Here is a 21,733-nt window from a genome sequence, read left to right as displayed (position 1 = left end):
GTTGAATATCTTCCCGTTGTTGCTGGCTTAAAGTTGCACCGCCGCCGTTACCGAAAAACTTCTTCCATCGGAGGACCACACGCCAGGCCCAGGATAAAACGAAGGGCGTTTGGTGAAATACTGCTTATCGGTAACGTTGTTAATGTTCGCACGGATATTCAGCATGTCATTCACCCTAAATGTTGCATTGATATCAAGCAAGCCGTAGGATGGAACAACCCCAACAGAACCAGTTGCCGATGGGGTTCCCGTATTTAACGCATCCGCATATGACTCCCCTACGTAGCTGTAGAGCATTGAGAAATTAACATCGCCGATTTTGAGCGTCAATCCGTTGCGGGTAATTAACTCAGGAACCGTTTCAACCTTATTCCCTGTCACGTTGATATTTGCATTCCCAGATTTAACGCTTGCATCTTGGTATCGGGCATTCATGTATGATGTGGATGAAAAAATAGATGTGGATAGCCCAGAGCTGATTTTAATATTAGCTTCAACAAACAACTCTACCCCATTTGTGTAGGAATTCCCAATATTCGTTCGATACAAGTAAAATCCGCCGCTGGAGTCGCTTTCCGATAGCGTGCCTAATCGGTTGTTATACTGAACTTGGAAAACGCTTGCATCCCACCGGAAAATGTCCCACTTCCCACGGAATCCTAGATCAAGGTTGTAGCCGTCGGCATCCTGTAAGTTCTTATCCACACGCTCGTATGTTGATGCCGGAATAATGTCCTTAAAAATCACCGGACGGTATGCTTGGGAAAAACCGGCATAGATGTTTGATTGATCCGCAACAGCATATTCAATGCTTCCGCCAAACAGGGAGAATTTGTGGTCAATGGTGTTTGGAACTTCATTTTCTGGGAGGTAGGAAATCAAGCCGGTCATCTGGGATGTTCCATACTCCGTCCTAATTCCAGCATTGATCGAGAGGGCATCCGACAGCTTGAAATTATTTTCGATAAATAGAGCAACGTTGTTCGTCTTAAAATGAAGATCTCTGCCAAAATTGGGGTCTGTAAGCTCTAAATCAAAATCGCTTCCCGTGCTCCCTTTCCCTAATTGCCTGCGATGAAGGTCGTTGTTCATGTATTGCGCGCCTGCGACGACGGTGCTGTACAGGTCGAATAATTCGTATTGATGCCGGAATCGCGCCTCGGCAGTGTAGCTGTTAAAATTATCTATATCAACCTGGCGGCTGTTGAATGAAAGCGTGGCTGCGTTGATTGAGTCGCGAATATTCGCTGGTTTGTCATACTGAATACTGTTCCGGTCGCCCAGCACTGCCGAAGCCAGCAGATATAGCTCCGAATGCTCGTTGAATTTCCAGTTGAAGGAGAGCGATGGAATGTATATTTCCGGATTAAAATAATTCCTTGACCGTGTTGACATGCGCGGGTTCTGGTGGAACATGCTGTCGGTAAGGGGGCCAGGAATCTGAAAAAGATAGTATGACCTAGAGATTTCTGCTTGAAGGGTTGCATTTGCCGAAAACTCGTGGCTTAGGGTTATTTGCTCCGCGTCGCTTATCGTGCGCGAGTTGTCGCGGTATCCGTCGGATCCCCTTCTGCTTCCATACGCGTTGTAGGTGGTTTTCCCGATTTTTCCACCAACACTGATGTAGTTGCTATATAATCCAAAAGACCCAATAGTGCTGATAATTTCACTGCTGATCTCTTTTGTTGTATCTGGTTTTTTGGTGATATAGTTGACCATGCCACCAAACTGTGCGCCATATTCCAACGACCCCGTCCCTCGCACCAATTCAATGCGTTCGATAGATTCCAAAGGCATGCTAAAATGGCTGGCTGGATACCCGTACATATCCGAATTGGTAATAACCCCATCCTTTCGAAGATTAAATTCCCAGCCTCGATGCGGATCAAGTCCCCTTGTTGATATGTTTATTTGATTGCCCGACCCATCCATGTCATAGACGAAAATTCCTGGGACTTTGGCGAACACTTGCCTTCCAGTCTTCTCGGCGATGTTGGATCCCGTGTTGGTAAGCTGTATCACCTCATTTTTCTTGCCAGCGTAGATATAAGTCCCTTTGATTGGGTCCAGCCTGCCAACTTCTGGAATCCTTTCTCCAGTGACGGTTACCTCCCTTTTCTTAAGAACCTGCGACGTGTCTAGCTTGGAAGCCCGGCGGGTTGTGTCTTGTGGTTGTTGCCCGTATGCAGTGGTTATTATCAGGCAGAATGGAAGCAGCAGAAGGGGGAATTTTTTTTGCATTGGTTCGTTGTGAGCATTTCGGTGTTTGTTCCGTTGATGCTTGTTCTATGAACAGCAAATCCGATAAGAAATAAGGAATTTCAATGATATACCGCGCCTGCCGCTGCTGATGCAATACCTTTTTACCCCTGCGTTGCGTGCTTTTAAAACGCGCAAAGCCCCCTTCCCCAATGTTGGTCTTGCCCCAAAACGTGTTGGCTATTTGTCAAGCCATTGGGGGCGAATCTTGAAACCGCAGCAGAAGCGGCACGAAGCGATTCCCCAAAACGGATGGTTATTGCTGTAACTCTTTCTACCTTTGGTGGTTCCTTCGCCAAGTGTGATTCCCTCATCTGGCATCCAGGACCCACAAACCCCGATTCCCTGCTCCGGACCGTTTTGCTTCAAGGCCTTAGCATGATTATTGTTCCCAGCCTGCTGCGCCGATTCCTCCCCGTTGCTTTGCTGCTTTGCCTTGTGGCGGAGTTCAGCATGGCGCAGCGCAATCCGCTACCGTTTGGGCGGCGATTTATTCTTGGATTCCCCGACACCGTGGAAACCCACGCGCCGATGCTTAGCACGCCGATTCGTGGCGAGGCGCAGATTGTGCTGTTTGCCGAGTCGGCAACGAACGTCACGATTACCGGGCCGGGCTACCGGCGCAACCTGATTGTCCGCCCCGATTCTGCTTCCGTCGTTTCGCTGATGGACCCGGCGGCACGCGCCGGCAAAGTTTTCTTCGACCAAGTCAATACCCCCGCTTCGGACCTGTTCACTATCACTGCCGACCAAGATGTTTCCGCCTACTGCTACTTTGCCACCAAAGATGGCGCGGAAGCCTACGCGCCGATGCCGGTGGAGACTTGGGGGACGGAGTATTACGTGATGCAAACCGAAAACGTGCGGGCCCAGAACGTGCGGCTGACGGGGGATGAGGAGCTAACAAGGTCGCCATTCCAAGCCCCGGGCCAGGCACTGATTATTGCTGCCGAGGATAGCACCCGCGTCACCATTGATGGGACCATCTCCATCTTCAACAACTCGCTGATGCCCGCCTACCGAACCGTGCTGCTGAATGCAGGGGAAGCCTATCTGCTTTGGACCCGCACCGACGAAGCGGGGAGTGCGGCAACATGGAACAGCGCCGGAACGCGGATCACCGCAACAAAACCTGTTGGTGTTATCGCGGGCAACACCCGGGCAGTGATCCGCAAAGAAACCTACGATATGCTAAGCGGCAACACCGAGAAGAACAGCACGATGGAATGGCTGCTCCCTTCCGATGCCGGGGGCTACACCTTTGCTTATCGGAAGTTGCTTTCGCCGGGATTGGGGTTTGGCGTGCCGTTGGGGAACGTGCAGGAAAACCTTCGGCTGTTTGGGATGCAAAGCACCAGCACCCGAATCACTTCCTCGCTTCTTTCCGGCGGCACAACAACGCTTTCGCAAGGGCAGTTCCATTCCTTCTCCCGCGACGACAACCAAACCCCCTTTGCCGTCACCACCGACAAACCTGCACAGGCGATGATTATGACCGGCGGGTTCCGCCTGACCAACACCCTTACCGACAGCACCCAGGGCGATTTCAGCGGGATACGAACGTGGCGTTCGGCAATGGTGCGGGCCGTGCCGCAGGAACAATGGATTGTGAGCGGGCGGTTCTATTCGCCACGGTATCCCGCCAAGCTGGAGCATTGCGTTGCCATCATTGCCGAGCAGAACGCCGAGGTGCAATTGGATGGAATCGCCGTGACCTTCCCATCCGGAGGGGCCGGAAGGGTCAGCGACGCAACGTTCCGCCACACGTGGGTCAGCGTTCCGCCGGGAAGCCACCGCATCACCTCCACCAACGGGCGCTTCACCGCCATTGCGTTCGGGTGGATGGAGGGGTTCGAGGCCTATCGCCCGGTGAAAATCAAAAAGGAGCATGGTCCTGCGTTGCAGCACCCGTCTGAGTATGACGAGTTCTCCGGCGTCTGCTACGCCTATCCCGTGCTGGGGAAACCGGAGGCGGTGCAAGGCGTTGGGGAGGCCACCATCTGCAGTGGCGCGCCGCAGTTCTTGCCGCTGACTAACACCGGTGCCGACACCATGATCGTCACCAACATCACCTTGCTGGACCCCACCGGGCGGTTCAAGCTCAACAAACCAAAGCTCCCCGATACGTTGGCGTTTGGGGAGGTCCTGAGCGCGGCAGTGGAGTTCACCAGCGCCACCGCAGGGGAGTACCGCGCAACGCTTCAGTACACCGTCAAGCCCAGGAATGGCTCGCGCCCACCTTCCACCATTGATGCGCGGCTGGTGGGGTTGCTTCCCGCTGCCACGCTGCGGGCGCATATCGGATCCGTGGTGGGGTCGCCGGGCGATACGCTGGTTGCGCCGGTGATGCTGGACGACTCGCTGGATGCGTTCACCGTCACCGGGCTGCAACTCTACATCCGGTACGATACCGGCATGGTTGCCACGATTCCGTTCACGAAGCAGGAGGTGGAGAAGATGGTGAAAGGGACGTTGCTTGAGAAGTGGGATGTGCGCGTGGTGGGGAACCAGCCAGGGGAGATTGTTGTGGCCGCAACCGCCAAACCAGGGACATCGCTTGCCGACACCGGGCGGTTGCTGAACATCCGGCTTTGGTCCTTCATGCGGCTGGTGGATCCGGAAAATCTTATCTGGCAAGACACCTCGTCGCTTGGGTTCGACATCACCGTCTCCGGCCCAATTTGCGCGCAGGTGAAGGGCGCGCCGGGGAAGGTCCAGCTGCTGGTGTGCGGGCTGCGGCATCGGGTGTTTGTGATGGGGGAGCAGGGGTACGCGTTGCAGCCAAATGCGCCCAACCCTTTTAATCCATCAACCAACCTCCATTTTTCGCTGGGGCTGGATGGCCCAACGCTGATTGAGGTTCTGGATAACAACGGGCGCGCCGTGGCCACGCTGCTGGACGCGCACTTGCCAGCGGGCAACTACAGCCTTCCGTGGAATGCGGCCAACGTCCCTTCCGGCTTATATTATTGCCGCATCCGCTCTGGCCATTGGCAGGCAACGCAGCGGATGATGGTGGTGAAATAAATCTGGCCATCACCTAGGTTATCACACTGACTCATATTGCTCCTTTCCATGAGGTTCTCACCCATTGCGTGCGTGTTGTTGGCGATTCTTGCAGCCCCCCTTCCTGCCGCAGCGCTTGCGCAGGCTGATGGAATCCCTGCCGCCCCTTTTGCCGGGACGCTTGCCACCTCCGATTCATCCACTGCTGCAAGCATCCCTCCCGATGCCCCTGATACCACCATTGGGGCGGCCACCGCGGACCAGTATCAGCTGAAGCCGTTCGACATGATAACGAACCTTCCCGCAAACTGGTGGATATGGACGAAGGAGACGTTCAGCGTTGAGTCCATCCCCACCATTGTGTGGCTTGGGGCATTGACGGGGATGACGATCCATGCCGATTACGAAAGCTGGCAGCAGTTGAAACGCCCCTACGACGACTCCCATATGTTCCGCGAGTTCAGCAACCGGGGGGTTGATATGGGCGATGGAAAGTTCCAGTTCGGGATTGCCGCCGCGTTTGGGCTGTACGGATTTATTGCCAGCGACCAACGTGCGCTCCGGACCGCAAGCCAAACCGTCGAGGTGATCCTAAGCTGCGGCGCGGTGGTGCAACTGCTGAAGCATATCACCGGGCGGGAAAGCCCGATTGTGACAACCACGCCAACGGGGCGGTGGAAATTCTTCCCAAACCAGATTGAGTACCACAAGCACGTCCCGCATTATGATGCCTTTCCGTCGGGCCATATTGCAACGGCACTGGCCACGCTGACCGTTGTGGCCGATAATTACCCGGAAGCAACGTGGATCAAATATATCGGCTACCCAGCGGTGACGCTGGTGGGGGTGGGATTGGTGGCAACCAGCATCCATTGGTGGAGCGATATTCCGCTGGGGCTTGCGTTGGGGTGGTCCTTCGGGAAGTTGGTGGCGCGCCGCCAACCCCCTTCCCAGGCTTCTGCCAATGGCCAGCCGCTCCGGTCCCAAAGTCCCCTTCTTTCCCCACACCCGTATCTTGGCACCCTTAGCGATGGCACACCCTCCATTGGACTTTATTGGATTTGGTAGATGACAACACAACAAGCCCCGCCTTGGCAACTGGCACAACAACAGCCACAATGGCACGCACGCGCTGGCGCAATGGCGCTGCGCTGCGGCGTGTTCTGCGCCACTCTGGTGCTCCTCTCCGGTGTGGCCAATGCGGCCACCAGTGGATCCGCCACCGGTGGAAATGGGGGCGATGAACAAGCCTCAAAAGAACTACTGGCCGATACTGCGTTCATGCGCACCACGCCGGCGCAGCCTGCCGACAGCGGTGCTGGCTTCTTCCGCCACCTTTGGGATGATGTTCTTCGCCAGGGGGCAGCCCCTTTCCGGATGGATGAAGGCGACCTGCTTTGGCTTGGCGGAGCCGCAGCCGTGACCGCCGGCCTGATTGCCCTGGATGAACCGTTTGACAACCAGGTGAAAGGGATAAAAGATGACTATCCGTGGATTGCCAACACCAGCGAGATCATCACCGAGTTCGGGGGCAATTATGGGATTGGCGCGGCGGCGGCATTTGCCGGATACAGTTTCCTGTTCAACGATCCAAAGGGGAAGGAAACATCGGCAATGCTTGCCGAAGCGTTGATAACCTCAGGGCTTTGGACCCGGCTTGGCAAATTCCTAACCGGGCGCGAGCGGCCCAGCAACGCTTATTCCGAAGGGCACGCAACGGGGAAATGGTATGGGCCGTTGCTGCAGTGCAATGGCAACCACCGATTCGGCGGGCCGCGGTTCGATGCGTTCCCGTCGGGCCACACGGCAACAGTGTTTGCGATTGCCACGGTGTTTGCCGAGCAGTACAACCAAACATTGGTGGTTCCGGTGGCTGTTTACAGTTTTGCAACCGTGGTTGGAATCAGCCGGACGCTGGAGCACACGCATTGGATTTCCGATGTGTTCGTGGGGGCGTTGTTGGGCTACCTTTGCGGGCGTGATGTTGTGGCAAGCTATCGCCCTTCGCCCCCTGCTTCTTCCAGTGGCCCGGCCCAAGGGGGAATTCAGTGGCGATTGTCCCCGTTCCTTACAGATCAATCCGCTGGCGTTAGCTTCACGCTCTCCGTAAATTCGCTTGTTCGTTAAAAGGGCTGGCAGAGCTTGCTGGCAGACCACAGCTACACAACGTGCACCATCTCCTCTGGTGCGCCCCTTCCGCCTGCGGACGGATAATTTCCATGAAGGTGATACATGAACGACGACTCCATCCATAACCCGACAACGGCAACCCAGCCTTCCCTTTTTCGGTCTGGCGGAATCCCCATCGAGACCATCGCTGCCGACCCCTGCGTGGTCCTGATTGAAGGGGGGGATCACCTTGGATTCCTCCTTGCCGATTCCTGCACCGAAGGGGTGATGGAACACCAATATCTGCTTGAAGATGTGGTGTGGGCGCGGTGCACCGCAAAGCAAGGATTCTGGGAGCGATTGGTGGGAAGCCACCCCCTGCGCCACCGCGCCACCGACACCGCAACCATCTATCGCCACGATAGCGGCCTGTATGTGGCCGAGGACCCCAGCACCAAACGGCTTTTCCCCCATCCAAACGTTGAACCGTACCTGATCATTTTCCTTTCCCAGGACCAGTACCAGGACCTCCGAACCCAAGCCGAGTACGAGCGCGCCAACGATTTTATGTACCTGATGAAATGGGAGCTTACCCGAATCCCGGGCTTCCTTGACAACGGCGAATCGTTGATGCTCCCATACTCCTATCGGGTTGGCGGAGTGATTCCGGGTGCAGAGTTAGCACAGATGTAAAACGTACCCCAGAAGCTGCGCAACGGCTTGCCGAACGTGCACGCTTCTGGGCAAGCGGTGTAACTTAGAAGGCGTTTATCAAGGAGTGCAGTATGATCGAGCAAAGCATCATGTGGACAGCCCTGCCGCGCAGCATCGCAAAAGGGAGCGGCAACCCGATTCTCTCCATCTTCGTTTCGCCACAGCTGAAAACGGATGTTATTCCGGAACAGCTTGGCCAGTTCAAAGATTTTCTGGATTGGCCGGCAACGCTGGCTCAACTGAAATTTCAAGCCACGGTTGGCGGAACCACCTTCGATTGCAAACCCTTCCTTCCGGACCCCAACCTGGCCCCGCAATCCAAGCTGTGGCAAGCGTTGTTCACCAAAACAACCTACGTCCGCCCGTACCAGTTCGATAAGCTGGATGACCGGTTGATTTTCAGCTACCCCATGGCCAACGTGCTTGGCTATCTGAAGCAGGTCTATCAGGCGTTTGGTGCGTCGGAGGAATTCCCAGGGGTTGAGCAGCTGGCCAAGGACCTTGGATCAATCAACACCTACCGTGATCCGATCGTGAAATCAACGGTGGGGGTTCCCCAGGAAAAAAGCATTATCGAGACGCTCCGCCCGATGATGTCAAAGATGGGGGCAATCCCCCCGGGTCCCCCAAACCCTTCCACCGACTTCGCGCAGCTTCAATATTTCTTTGCCCCAAAAAACAAGAAGGACCCCGACACGCCCACGGTCCACAACAAGGTGAACGTGGTGCGAACCGGGCAGCATCGCAAAAGCGCAATCGCGCCGCCGGAGATGGATTTCCACCAGATGGTTTCGATGCTGGGGGCGTATCCATCAATGCTTCGCCGGCTTGGGTTAGTGTTCGATGTGGAGGTGATTCCGGGCGGCGGCGCGTTCCCCGCAACGGGCCAGATTAAGGTGATGCCGATCTGGCCCAACGGCCTTCCTTCGCTGCCAAAAAAGGACCGCACGCCACGCACCGCCTTCAAATATTCCGATGCCGGATTTATCGCCCAGCCACGCCAAGCAATGCCGGAGGTTGCCGAAAGCGGAGTGATGCGCCTGAGCGATCCCTTCCCCGACGGCAAGCAACCCCTTTACCACTTGGTCCAAGTGGACGTGCAGGGGATGGCGATGAAGCTGCAAAATTTTGCCTACAACCTTTCGGCACGCCAGGGGCGCGCAACAACCGACTCGCCAACCAGCAGCAGCATCCCTGCGCCACGCACCAGCGGAATCTCCATCGTCCGCACCGGGCGCGCGTTGCGGCTGGCAACAATGCTGAAATCGGCAACGCAGAAACGGGGAGAGTTGGAGTCGGGGACGGACCCGCTGTTCCATGCCGAGGATTTGATCCGGGGCTATCGGGTGGATCTGTTCGATGCCGAGCGGAACCAGTGGTTCTCCCTTCACCAACGGACCGGCAGCTATCAGTTCACCGAGGCCGGGATAACCGAGGAACATCAGGATGAAGGGTTCATCCAAACCGCAACCACCGAGTCCGCCGATGGAACCTCCACCGACCTGTTCCTTCCCGAATCAATGGGGACGTGGGAGGGGTGGAGCCTAAGCGTCCCACGCCCGGGCGCGGCGGTTGATAACGATGGCAAAGTGGTGCGCGCGCCGAACGAATTCTCCGAAGATTTCAAGCTCCGCACCAGCTTCCGCGTGACCCCGGGATCGCTGCCGATGTTGCGGTTCGGGAAGGAGTACCGCGTCCGCCTGCGTGCGGTGGATTTGGCGGGGAACGGCCCCACGGTGAAATCCGTTCCGCCCTCGGAAATGCAGTGGGCAACGCCGCCGATTATCTATCGCCGGTTCGAGCCGATCTCCCATCCGTTTGTGGTGCTGAAGTCCCCGATTGATGCGCTCCCTGGCGAATCGCTGGAACGCCTTGTGATCCGCAGCATGAACAGCAGCCAGCCGCTGGACACCACCCCCACCGATGCCACCAGCCAGCGCCATGTTGCCCCGCCAGCCATTGCCCAACTTGATGCCGAAACCCACGGCGTGTTCGACCTTCCGGCCGATGATCTGGCCGATGACGCAAAACTGATAGAGCAGTATGAGCTGATTGCCAGCAAAGAAGGACGCTTCAAGCAAATTGGCTCCGCCGGCGACAAGAACCCGCCAAACCCGATAGCTGCCGAGGACCAGATCACCGAGCTTCCCTACCTTCCCGACCCGTTGGCCGAAGGGGTTATCCTGTTCAACGCGCCGGGGGTTCCTGCCGGGAATGTTGTGATGATTCCGGCAAAAGGGGGGGCGGAACCACCCGCGCCAATCCCTGGCCCGCCAACGTCCGCGCCGAATGGTGCGGTGGCGATTGCCTTCCGCGAAGATGGCGCGTGGCACCGGAAGCTCCCGTTCCGAATCCGCCTGCACGAAGGGGCCGCCGCAAAACTCCCCGACTGGAACGACACGGAGCGGGTGCTGACCCTCTTCCTTCCAAAAGGTGAGGTTCTTCGCTGCCGCTACGCCTCGGTGTTCGGGAAAAAAACGTTGAAGCTGTTGGGGGTCTGGAACTGGATTGAGGAGTTGAACCCGCCGAAACTTTCTGAGGTTGCCAAGCTGGCCCAATTCGGACGGCTGTGGATGCTGACCCCGCACCGCACGTTGGAGCTTGTGCACGCCACGCAGCAACCGCTGGGCATTCCGAAGTTCGACAGCCTGGGGGCACACAAATCCCTGGGGCAGACCTACGCCACGTTGGGGGATAAACTGCTGCTCAGTTGCAAGTCAACCGCCCGCGTTGAGATCCGCGCCGAGTGGGAGGAGCCGGTGGATCCGCTCTCGAAACCAAAGTGGGAGATGATCCCCGGCAAAGCCACCATCTGCGAGCTTCTGGTGGACGACCCGAAGGCTCCATTCCTCTATTTCGTCCGGCGGCATGAGTTTGGCGACACGAAGTACCGGAAGGTGCGCTATTTCATCAACGCCACCACGCGATTCCGCGAGTATCTGCCGCCGGAACTGCTGGCCGAGGATCCGAACGACCCGACGAAAGTGGAAAAGAACATCTCACGGAATTCGGAGATGGTGGAGAAAAAAATCTTGAACTCCGCCCGCCCCGATGCCCCCAAACTTCTCTACATCCTGCCAACGTTTGGCTGGCAGACAAAGACCGAAGGGACAGGGATTGCCAGCGCACGGAAGGGGGGAGGATTGCGGGTCTATTTGGACCGCCCGTGGTTCAGTTCCGGCGACGAGGAGCGGCTTGGGGTGTTGATCTGGACCGGGCCGTTTTCCGGCATTCCGAAGCAGTACCTTCCCTACGTCACGCAGTGGGGGGCCGATCCCATCTGGTCCTCGCTTCCCCCCAGCGGAAGCCCCAGCGCCGCCGATTTCAAAGCCTGGCACCAGGATCGCTACGGGGTTTCGATCGAGGAAGTCCCCGAAAGCGAAGAAGCCACCGCGAAAACCACGCTGGCCACGCAGCAGCAGCACAAAGAGATTGTGGAAGCCTTCCTGAAGAACAAGAAAAAGAAGGCAAGTGCAGGGAACGAAGCCACGGAAAAAGAAACATCAGTAAAAGAAACATCAGCGGAGAACAAAACGGGGAAAGCCGCAACGCGAAATGCCGAGCTGTACATGAAGAGCCTGCAGCCACGGCTCAGCCTTTCCGAAAGTGAGTTGCAGGTGAGCAACGTGCGCCAGGTTGCGGACAAATTGGAGTTGGCCATCACCGCAGATATTGAATACGTTCCGGCCAAGCCGACGCTGGCGGTGTTGGGGCACAAGGTGGAGTATGACGAGGTTCGCCAGCTGTGGTACTGCGACCTTCAGATTGATGCTGGGCTAAGCTATTATCCATTCATCCGGCTGGCGTTGGTGCGGTATCAACCGAACAGCGTGAAGAATGCGTTCGTCTCGCGGGTGGTGCTTGCCGACTTTGCTCAAATCGCCCCCGACCGATTGATGACCATCAACTCCGACCCGGGGAACCCGCGAAAAATTGGGGTGGCAATCGCCGGCCTAACCTTCAACAAGTCCGAAGCACAGAGCGATGGCGGGGATTTCGAGGTGGCGGTGGAGACGCGCCGCAGCGACATCAGCGACCCCGATTTGGGATGGGTTCCCGTCCCCGATGCCAACATCCAACTGCTCCCCCATAAAGTCACCGACATGGTGGCTCCGTTGCTGTGGAGCGGGGTTATCACGCTTCCCGAACCACGCGGCAGCCGCCCGTACCGGCTGGTGGTGAAGGAGTACGAACGGCATATCAATATGGAGGTGGCCTATAAAACGGGGGGCGGGGCTGGCCAGACAATCACCCAACGCCGCTACGGCCGCCGCGTTGTGTACGCCGACGCGATTGAGCTGTGACCGCCCGCAGCGAAGCAACTGACGGAAAAGGGGTAGCCGAAGGTCTTTAGCCTTCGGCGTCATCTTCTCTGGGGCCCGACCTTCGTCGGGATTGATGAAAGGTCTTTAGCCTTCGGCGTTTTACTCGGCAGGCTAAAGACCTGCCGCTACCCGGTGCTGCAAAGTTACTGGGTGGAGGTAGCCGAAGGTCTTTAGCCTTCGGCGTCATCTTCTCTGGGGCCCGACCTTCGTCGGGATTGATGAAAGGTCTTTAGCCTTCGGCGTTTTACTCCCATGGAAGCCTCTTCAGGCTATAGACACTCGGCAGGCTAAAGACCTGCCGCTACCCGGCGTTGCAAAGTTACTGGGTGGAGGTAGCCGAAGGTCTTTAGCCTTCGGCGTCATCTTCTCTGGGGTCCGACCTTCGTCGGGATTGATAAAAGGTCTTTAGCCTTCGGCGTCATCTTCTCTCGGCCCCGACTTTTGTCGGGGCCGCTACCTTGATTCATTGGAGAGACACTCGGAGCAATTCCCCTGGCAATCCCATATTTTTCCCCCCGCCACCATACTCCAGCAAAAAAACTGTTGGATACTGAAGTCTGCGCCCCGTATTTTTCTGGCGTTCGTTGAATGAACGAACGGATTTTCGTCGGTGTACGCTTCCCGCAATTGCCACACGATCTGGGAAGCTCCTTCTCTGGTACTCTTGACGACGCTGCCTGTGCCGTTCCGGCACGCGCACCCAGCAACGCCGCCATACTCTGTTGATTTCACGCAGGCCGCATTCACGTATTGCTGCCTACCAGGCCGATGAGCGTTCCATTTCGGAGCCGCATCGTTGGTGCTCGGAACTTATTTGCTTCTGTCGTGCTTTCCCATTCCAACGGTGGGGGATAAGCATTGGCAGCAGCCCGCGCCGCCACACACCTACTTGTACCACGCATTGACCTTATTGAGCATGGGCACAGAACATCTGCATCCAATTTATTCGCGCAACTCCACCGTCCACATCGTCACGCCAAAGCAGGGGATGGATAAGCACGCGACCTTCGCTGCGGCGATGGAGCAATCGGGGTTCATCCAACACTTGCTGGACCATTGGGAGAAGAGCAAGGGGGGCGATGGGAAGCCGATACCGAAGGAGCAATTCGCCATTGCTATCAAGCCGAACATCATGACGGCTTCGGAATCGCTTGCGGACTCCCCGGTCTATACGGACCCCGCGTTGGTGGAGCAACTGATCGCCGCAATCCGTGCCCAGGGATTCGCGGCCATTGCCGTGGTGGAGGCCCAGAACGTGTACAACTACTCCTACCAACGCCGCACCGTCCAGAACGTGGCTCGCGAAATTTGCGGCTACACCGGCAACGGCTACTCCATCGTGGATCTTTCCCAGGAAACCGTCCCGTTCGATTACGGCGGGCGTTTGGGGCATGGTCCCGCCGGCAAAATCTGGCACGATGCCGACTACCGCATCTCCTTCGCCAAAAACAAAAGCCACTGGCAATGCTTCTTCACCGGATGCATCAAAAACGTCTATGGCTGCTTGCCGCAGTGGGACAAGATGCGCCACTACCACGGCAGGGGGATTGAGTTCTACGAATCCGCCGTGCTGATTGCCGAACGCCTTCCCATCCACTTCGGTTTCCTTGATGCGTGGGTCAGCGGCGACGGGCTTACCGGCCACGTCCGCGACGGAAACCCGAACCGAACGGAGACCTTCTTCGCCAGCGATAACATCTTTGCGCTGGATTGGACCGCCAACGAAAAAATGGAGATCAACCCCGCCCACAACTACGTGCTGCAGGAAGCGATGCACCGCTGGGGGACCATCCAGATCACCCGCATCGGGGACCTTACGCCCTGGACCCCGTGGGGGAACGTCCGCCCGTTCGTGGTGGTGGCGATGAACGCCATGGAGGAATTCTACTGGCTAAGCCGGTTCATGTCGCGGGCGATGGCAAGCGGAATGGATAAACGATTCACGCCGGTTAGCCGGTGGCAATGGTTCTTCGGAATCTTGCAAACCATCACCGGGTGGCTGTCGCGATTGGGGGAGAAGAAGGCACCTTCACCAAACAACGCCAGGAGGGTTCCGGCATGATCTATCCGATGCGCCGCTACGATTACAACATCAACGAAGTCTTCCTTTCCAGCATGGTTAACCTGTTCGCGTGGATGCTGCTGGTGCTGGGAGTCCTTCGGATAATTTTCCCCCACTGGTTTGGCCACCCTGGGCGGCCAAGCGATGCCACCGCCTGCGCCACGATTGCCTGCGGGCTGCTGCTGGGATTGGGAAGCGGTGGCGTGCGGCAAAACCGCGCCGTGCTGAACATGGGGCTGCGGTTGCTGCTGCTGCTAACGGTGGCGTGGCTTCTGTTGGGGGGGCTGCAATCGTCTTGGTGGGGCGCGATTGTTGGGGCGGGGCTGGCGGCGCAGTACGCCCTTTCCATCATCACCCTTCGCGAAGCTGTGCGCGCCCGATTTAACCCCCGCTACCTGACGCTGCGTGAGTTCCAGACGGTGGTGCAGGTTGCCGATGTGATGCTGGACGATGAGAAGGAGCGGCTTCACCCCATCGCCGTCGCGCTCCGGACCGATCACCTGCTGGCCACCATTGACTCACCAATCAAAAAAGATATTCGGCTTGTGCTTTTCCTTGTGGAGTGGCTGGCTCCGTTGCTGGTGTTCCGGTTGGCCGCATTCAGCGAGCTTGGGACCCACAGCCGCCGCCAAGTTGTCCAGAAAGTGATCTGGTCCAAAGGCCCGTTCCGCGACGTTGCCCGCACGCTGAAGCTGCTGACCACCTTCTCCTTCTACACCCATCCCGATGTCCGCCGCTCGGTTGGCTACACCGAAGTTGATGCCGGCGAACGCCGCACCAGCTTGAACAAAACGCCATACACCTATCCGCTTCCGAACAACCAGGGCCCGCAAAACAGAAACCCACAAAACAGCAATCCACAAAACGATGATGGAGGCCCAACGCAATGAACCACTATGATGCTATCGTGATCGGTTCCGGCGCGGGGGGCGGGGTGATGGCCTACCGCTTGTCGCAGATGGGGTTGCGCGTGTTGGTGGTGGAGCGTGGCCGGTACGAGGACCCAACAAGTTTTGAGCATAACGAGATGGAGATGATCCCCCGAATCTACAAGCAGGGGGGCCTGCAAACCACTGCCGACCACGACGTTGCCATTATGCAAGGCTGCACCGTTGGCGGGTCCACGGTGATTAACAACGCAATCTGGCTGCGCCCCAATTTGGACAGGGTGCTTCCGGAATGGAAGGCCGCCGGTGCCGAGCTTGACCGCGCCGCAATGGAGGATGCCTACGATCAGTTGGAAGAACTTCTGCACGTTACTCCAATCGCTCCGTTCGACCCTTCAAGCTCCACGAACGAGGCATCAAGTGGGGCAAAAACATTTCTGGATGGGGCCGCAGCGTTGGGGATGCAAGGGAAGATGCTTCGCCACAACCGGAAGGATTGCATCGGCTGCGGCTGGTGCAACTACGGTTGCCGCTACAACCGGAAGCTCTCGATGCTGGTGACCACCATCCCCTGGGCCGAGCAGCTGGGCGCGACGGTGCTGGATAGTTGCCAGAACGTGACCATCCGTTGGAAACGGGAGAGCGACGGGAAGCTCCGCGCCGAAGGCATTGACTTCACGCGGCACGGGAAACAACAAACCGCCACCGCCGATGCCGTGGTGGCTTGTGCCGGGGCAATCGGTTCGTCGGCGTTGCTGTTGGGAAGCGGCATCACCGCCAACGGGCAGGTGGGCCGGCGGTTCCATGCGTTGGGCGGGGTGATACTCACCGCCCAGATGCCCTCCATCGCCAACAATTTCGACGGCATTGGCCTAACAAGCCTTCTGCTCCATGACGATCCGGAGATTGTGATGGAGACATTTTTTGCCCCGCCCGGTGCTTTCTCCATCACCCTTCCCGGGTGGTTCGCAACGCACATCGAGCGGATGGAGCGTTACCGCTACTTCGCGCAGGCGGGGGTGATGGTGGCCACGCCGCCGAACGGAAGCATCACGCTGGACAAAAAGGGGAACGCCGTCATCAATCTGAAGTTCGGGAAGGACCAGATTGGCCTGATGAAAAAAGGGATGCGGATGTTGTCGGACCTCTATTTCGCCGCAGGTGCGGTGGCGGTGTTCCCGGGGACCTTCCGCCACATTGACCTGTATCACCCCAACGATTTCCACCGGCTGGACCAGCTTGTGCAAGCCCCCGACGATTTGATTTTGGGATCGGCACACCCGCAAGGGGGAAGCACCATCAGCCGCGACCCGGCCACCGGAGTGGTGGGCCAGCAGTTCCGCGTGCATGGCTTCCGCAACCTTTTTGTTGCCGATGCAAGCCTGTTCCCCACCAACATCAGGGCCAATTGCCAGGCCACCGTAATGGCGTTGTCGTGGATGGCCGCCAGCCACGTTGCACAAGCATCATCATAAGAATGGAAAGAAGCCATGACACACCCACGCAACATCGCAATACCTGGCGGGAAAGAGATTCCCACATTGCTGATTGAGCATGAGCAGAAGCAGCAGTGGCCAAACGGAAACGGCAGCGTTGTGGAGATGGAGTTCCCTGGCCACGATGTTATCGTTATCAGCGATCTCCATATCGCCGAGGGCCTCCATTCCGACGGGCGATATACCGGGCCGGAGAATTTTTTCTACGACGATGCCCTTGCCCGATTCCTTGCTGACCCAACGAACACCGCCCGCCCAACCGTGCTGGTTATCAACGGCGATTTTGTTGACTTCCTTCGGATTATCGAGGTCCCGTTCGACAAGAACGGTATTCCAATTATGGCGCAGATGCAGCAGTGGTCAACGCTGCTAACAACCATCGGCTGGGGGGGGGATGCTTCCCCGGCGGCGTTGCGCGGAAGCGTCTCGCGGCGGCAGCGGAAACTTGGGCTGGGAACCTCGGCCCCGCAATCGGCATGGAAGCTCTGGCTGGCCAATCATGGCCACCAGCTGCTGTTCCAATCGCTGGCCAGTTGGCTGGCGCGCGGGAACCAGATTGTTATCACCAAAGGGAACCACGATTTGGAATGGTACTGGCCGGAAGTGCGGAACACTTTGCGGCTGATTCTTGCCGAGCATATCGCCGCCAACAACAACAATCCATCGTCCATTGCCCAGGCCTTGCAGCAGGTGGTGCTTGGCCGCCTGCATTTTATTGACGACGCGCTGCTGATTGAGGGGAGCCTGTACATCGAGCATGGCCACCGCTACGACCGCAACGCCAGGGTGATTGGCCCCCCGACGCTTCCCATGAAGAAAGTGGAGCCGGAGCTTAACATCCCCTTCGGTTCATTCTTCAACCGCTACTTGCTGAACCGGATCGAGCGATTGCACCCGTTCATGGACAACGTCCGCCCCACGCAGAACGTGATCCCGACAATTTTGCGGGAGAATTTTTGGCTGGGAATCAAGATCATTTTCTGGCATATCCCGCTGCTGTTCCGGCTGATTCGTGGGCGGTACTACAAGGCGTACTTAAGGGCGTTGGCGAACTACGTGTTCAGGCGGTTGATCTGGCAGGCGGCGGCGGTGTTCGGACCGGTGATTATTGCGGCGATACTGGCTTGCGAAAATTGGAGGAATCAATTCCTTTACTGGATTGGAATCACCACGACCCTATCATCCGGCGCGGGGGACGCTATCATATCGCCCGGCGTGGGGGACGTTATCATCCGGTTTTTCCTGAGCGCGTACGCTTCCTACCTGTTGGGGCAGATGGTCTCCAACATCCAACTGATGGGGATTGACTCGATGACCGATGATGAGGGGGTGCAAGCCTTGCGCCGCCGCTACCCGATTGTCACCATGGGCCACACTCACAACCCGGACCAAATCATCGAAGCCAACGGGCACGCCTTTTTCAACACCGGGACCTGGATACCGATTGTGCAAGCCAACAGCGCGGAGCTTCGCGTGGATCGGACCTTCACCTTCCTACGGTGCGTGCGCAACCCCGCCGGGGGATTGGTTGCCGACGGGCTCCATTGCTGGAACGACGATGCCCGCCGCCCCGACAATCAAACAGTGCTGCACCGTGAGTAACGAACGTGAGTAACGAACACCGCCCCGCAAAAGGGCAAACGGATACCCTGAAGTTATGAGCATCATCGGCAACCTTCTGGAACGTGCCGACCGCATTTGGCTGCAAAACCCGTGGACGATTGTGGAGTTCGTCGGGCGACTGCTCCGCGCCTTCCCCATCACCCTTGCCGACGTTGGTTCCGCACGGTGGAAAACCACTCTTCAAGCGTTCGGGGCATCCTTCACCAAATCGGTTCTTCGCAGCCTGCTGCCGGTGGTTGGGGTGGTGGCGGTGGCGGTTTGGGGCGTGGGGGAAATCTCCCGCTCGCTGGGTCCGCTTACCCGCCCAACGTTCCAGTCCAACGTGCTGCCGTTGTTGCTGGGAACGATTCTTCCCATCGTGCTGGCCACCGTCATCACGGCGCGGCAAGGGGCAACGTTGGTGGCGAAATATCTGGCCGGCGTCGGGGCGTGGATACTTCACGCGCCAGAAAGCCCCAACGGGTTGGCCGAGCTGCAACGCGAGGTGATGCCGCGCCTTGCTGGCGGGATTCTTGCCAGCATCATCTTCTACCTTTTGCTCTGCTGGGGCTTGCTGGTTGGATATCTGGGCCAGGGGAGCCTCACGGAAATTTCAGAAATCCCAATCGGCACGGTGGTTGGGTTTGTGGACCAGCACGGGTTGCGCTCCAGCATCCACCACGGCGCGGCACGCTGCGCTGCTTCGGCAGCGATGATTGTGCTGATTGCCTCGGCATTGGGCATGCGCGACGGACGGCGCGCCAAAGAACAACCCAACTGCGAGGACTGCTACGATGCCGCTTGGGAAAGCAGCATGATGTCATTGCTCTGTTCATTCCTAATCGCTTTTCTGCCATGAGTATGAACCATAGCCAAATTCGCGGGCTTGTGGTGGTGCTGCTGCTGGTTGGCGGCGCGGTTGCGGCCTGGCTGCTGAACCGCACCACGTACCACGGGGTCCGGTGCGAAGCCTGGTTCGAAGGTGTTGCCGGCGTGGATCGGAACGCACCCATCATGTTCCACCGCGCAAAAATTGGGTTTGTGGATTCGGTGGTGTACGACCAGGTTGGGTTGCAGCTGGTGATCCGCCGCAACGGGCTTCCCCTGCGCAGCCAGACGATCACGCTGCAATCGGGCCAGGTTGCCGAAATCATCTCGGCCAAAATAACGCTCCGTTTCGACGGCAGCGCGCTAGCGGTGGCAACGCCCACCAGCACGTTCCATGTTGAGCCAATGGAAAGCCTATTTCCGGAGAAAACCCAATGGCTGATTACTGGAGCAACGGCGGGCGATGTGGCAACCGATTCGCCCCACAATGCAATCCTGCTGGAAGGGGAACCGCTTGCGAAGCTCCCCCGCGATTCATCGTGGAAAGGGAAGGTGGGGGTGCGGATCAAAGAGGGGGAACGGCTGGGCGTTGGCCAGTTTACCATCCAGTGGAATCCGCCGGCGGTGTTCACCCGTGTGGTGGCCGCGGTGGATACGGCGATTCTTGCCGAACAACTTGGCGGACGTTCTGGGTTTGGGGTTGGTGCGGGGTTGCGGCTTAGCTCCAACTTCGGGATAACCCAGCCGACGCTGGCAATCGAGCCATCGTTTGCCCAAGCTCCAATCGTGGCAAAGCAGTGGGGGCAAGCCCGGGGGGATAGCACGCCGGAGCTTTCCGCCATTGGCGGGTTCGATCTTGAAGCAGTCGCCAGCAATCTTACCGACTACGCCTTCTCCCGCTCGCGCATCAATTCCCCGCCAGCCAATCGCTACGAGCGCGTGCTGTTCGACCTGAACAACACGCTGGCGAACATTGACAGCATCACGGACGAATTCAACACCTTTGCGGCAACCCCGGAAGGGGTACAATCCGCGCCGCGCACACGGCTGGATTTCATCATCCACAACATCCAGGATGCATCGGATGACCTGACCAAAACCTTGAAGGATGTTAGCACAATGGCGCGGGATGTTGACACTGCGGCGATTGATTTGAAGAAGACCACGATTCCGCAAATCAACCGCACATTGCTTGATGCGCAGGCGGCGATCGAGCGGATTCAGCTTGCGGTTTTTGAGTTCCAGCAGCTTAGCCAGCGGATCCGTGCCGGAACGCTTCCCCACTTGGAAAACGATGTGGATGAGATCAACGCCGACGTTGCCCGAATCACCAAAGCGGTGGAAGAAGCGGAGCGATCGCTGCACCGATTGATTAACGACATCCGGAGGAAACTGCCATGATTCAGCTCCAAAATGCTTGGATGAAAACCCCGTTCGGGATCGGCCTTCTGCGGTGGTGCTTGCTTGCTGCGTGTGCCGCGTGGTGCGGGTGCGGAACCACAACGTTCTACCCAGTTCTGTATGGCAATCTACGCGGGGGCGATTCTTGCCAGAACTCCATCAAGCTCCACCTTGACGAGGTGACGGCCAGCGGAGCCATTGATGACGTGGTGATGCAGCTGCAACTCTCCAACAAGTCACTTCGCAGAGATGGCTCGAAGGAGTGGCGCGATACCCCGAGCGAGCTTTTTCGCCAAGCGGTGATGTCGGCGTGTGTGTCGGATCGGTGGAAAGGGAAGGTCACGCTTGTTGCTAACCCTGCCCAGGCCGATCTTCGCGTCACCGTTCATCTGCGCGCTTTCTCCGTGAAGGTTGATAAGGATGAAGACGACGACCCGCGTGGAGCCACCATCGCGGCCATTGTGCAGTTCTCCCCTGCGGCTGGAGAGCCTTCAACCAAAATGATAGAAAAGGAGGGTGATGCCAGCGACACAAGCCAAAACCCTTACTCCGCCGCCATGAGCCGGGCGTTAAGCGGTGCCGTGGATGCCATGCTGACAACTGCCTGCGGCATGAACCCAGGTCCTGCAACATCTCCAACTCCTTCATCGCCGAAGGTGGTGACAATCCCCACGTGGGACTCGACGCGGGAGCGGGATTTGGGGGTGGTGATAACGATTGGCAGAAGCGACAGCGGCAGCGACAGCGGCACCATCAGCATCTGCGACGGCTACGGCATGCCGATTCAGGAATGGAGCATCAGGGAATGGAAGTTCAATGGAACGACGGCGACGTTCAACGTTGCCCACCCGTGGAGCATCACCGGCGCGACAATGGAGCTGCGGGAAGAAGCTCCGAAAAAGGGGGCAAAGGAGCAGCGGTTGCTCCTTCGCTTCACAAAAATTCCTTGGAGGAAAGAATTGGAGGTAAGAGGGATGACAATGGATGCTCTTGTGACGGAGCTTCAGGGGGTTAGTGGGAAGTAGGGGTTCTGACTGAACCCCG

At 57.7% G+C, this 21,733-nt stretch carries 13 protein-coding genes; 12 read left to right on the top strand and 1 reads right to left on the bottom strand.

Annotated features, from left to right (window positions below):
- Positions 1–27 precede the first annotated feature (27 nt).
- The gene (locus IPM61_04220; protein MBK8910515.1) at positions 28–2,241 is read right to left on the bottom strand and encodes a TonB-dependent receptor; all 2,214 of its coding nucleotides are present in this window, start codon (positions 2,239–2,241) and stop codon (positions 28–30) included.
- Positions 2,242–2,637: 396 nt separating this feature from the next.
- Between IPM61_04220 and IPM61_04215 the strand changes: the two genes are divergently transcribed.
- The 12 genes from IPM61_04215 (at position 2,638) to IPM61_04160 (ending at position 21,714) form a co-directional block, all read left to right on the top strand.
- Positions 2,638–5,286, top strand: a complete 2,649-nt coding sequence (locus IPM61_04215) for a T9SS type A sorting domain-containing protein (protein ID MBK8910514.1) — start codon at positions 2,638–2,640, stop codon at positions 5,284–5,286.
- Positions 5,287–5,334: 48 nt separating this feature from the next.
- Positions 5,335–6,333: a phosphatase PAP2 family protein gene (locus tag IPM61_04210; GenBank protein MBK8910513.1), complete on the top strand. Its 999-nt coding sequence runs from the start codon at positions 5,335–5,337 to the stop codon at positions 6,331–6,333.
- Positions 6,334–7,392, top strand: coding sequence for a phosphatase PAP2 family protein (locus IPM61_04205; protein MBK8910512.1), 1,059 nt, complete (start codon positions 6,334–6,336; stop codon positions 7,390–7,392).
- Positions 7,393–7,497: 105 nt separating this feature from the next.
- On the top strand, positions 7,498–8,067 hold the full coding sequence (locus tag IPM61_04200; GenBank protein MBK8910511.1) for a hypothetical protein: 570 nt from the start codon (positions 7,498–7,500) through the stop codon (positions 8,065–8,067).
- A 92-nt stretch (positions 8,068–8,159) separates the two neighbouring features.
- Positions 8,160–12,392, top strand: coding sequence for a hypothetical protein (locus IPM61_04195; protein ID MBK8910510.1), 4,233 nt, complete (start codon positions 8,160–8,162; stop codon positions 12,390–12,392).
- Between the two features lie 937 nt (positions 12,393–13,329).
- Positions 13,330–14,475 (top strand): DUF362 domain-containing protein, encoded by a 1,146-nt coding sequence (locus IPM61_04190; GenBank protein ID MBK8910509.1) that lies wholly within the window; start codon positions 13,330–13,332, stop codon positions 14,473–14,475.
- Complete coding sequence (locus tag IPM61_04185; protein MBK8910508.1) at positions 14,472–15,365, top strand: hypothetical protein; 894 nt, start codon at positions 14,472–14,474, stop codon at positions 15,363–15,365. Before IPM61_04190 ends, IPM61_04185 begins: the two co-directional genes overlap by 4 nt.
- Entirely contained in the window at positions 15,362–16,837 is a 1,476-nt protein-coding gene (locus IPM61_04180) for a GMC family oxidoreductase (protein ID MBK8910507.1), read from the top strand. Before IPM61_04185 ends, IPM61_04180 begins: the two co-directional genes overlap by 4 nt.
- A 15-nt stretch (positions 16,838–16,852) precedes the next feature.
- Positions 16,853–18,460 carry a metallophosphoesterase gene (locus IPM61_04175; GenBank protein ID MBK8910506.1) on the top strand — a complete coding sequence of 536 codons (1,608 nt, stop codon included), beginning with the start codon at positions 16,853–16,855 and terminating at the stop codon, positions 18,458–18,460.
- 55 nt (positions 18,461–18,515) lie between these two features.
- On the top strand, positions 18,516–19,319 hold the full coding sequence (locus IPM61_04170; GenBank protein ID MBK8910505.1) for a hypothetical protein: 804 nt from the start codon (positions 18,516–18,518) through the stop codon (positions 19,317–19,319).
- Positions 19,316–20,689 (top strand): hypothetical protein, encoded by a 1,374-nt coding sequence (locus IPM61_04165; GenBank protein ID MBK8910504.1) that lies wholly within the window; start codon positions 19,316–19,318, stop codon positions 20,687–20,689. Before IPM61_04170 ends, IPM61_04165 begins: the two co-directional genes overlap by 4 nt.
- A complete protein-coding gene (locus IPM61_04160; GenBank protein MBK8910503.1) occupies positions 20,686–21,714 on the top strand; it encodes a hypothetical protein in 1,029 nt (342 codons plus the stop codon). The genes IPM61_04165 and IPM61_04160 overlap by 4 nt, the downstream gene beginning before the upstream one ends.
- The last annotated feature ends 19 nt before the right edge of the window (positions 21,715–21,733 follow it).

This window comes from Chlorobiota bacterium (assembly GCA_016710285.1).
Taxonomy (GTDB): domain Bacteria; phylum Bacteroidota; class Ignavibacteria; order OLB7; family OLB7; genus OLB7.
Note: the sequence above shows the minus strand (reverse complement) of the source record. Positions and strands in the feature narration are given on the sequence as shown.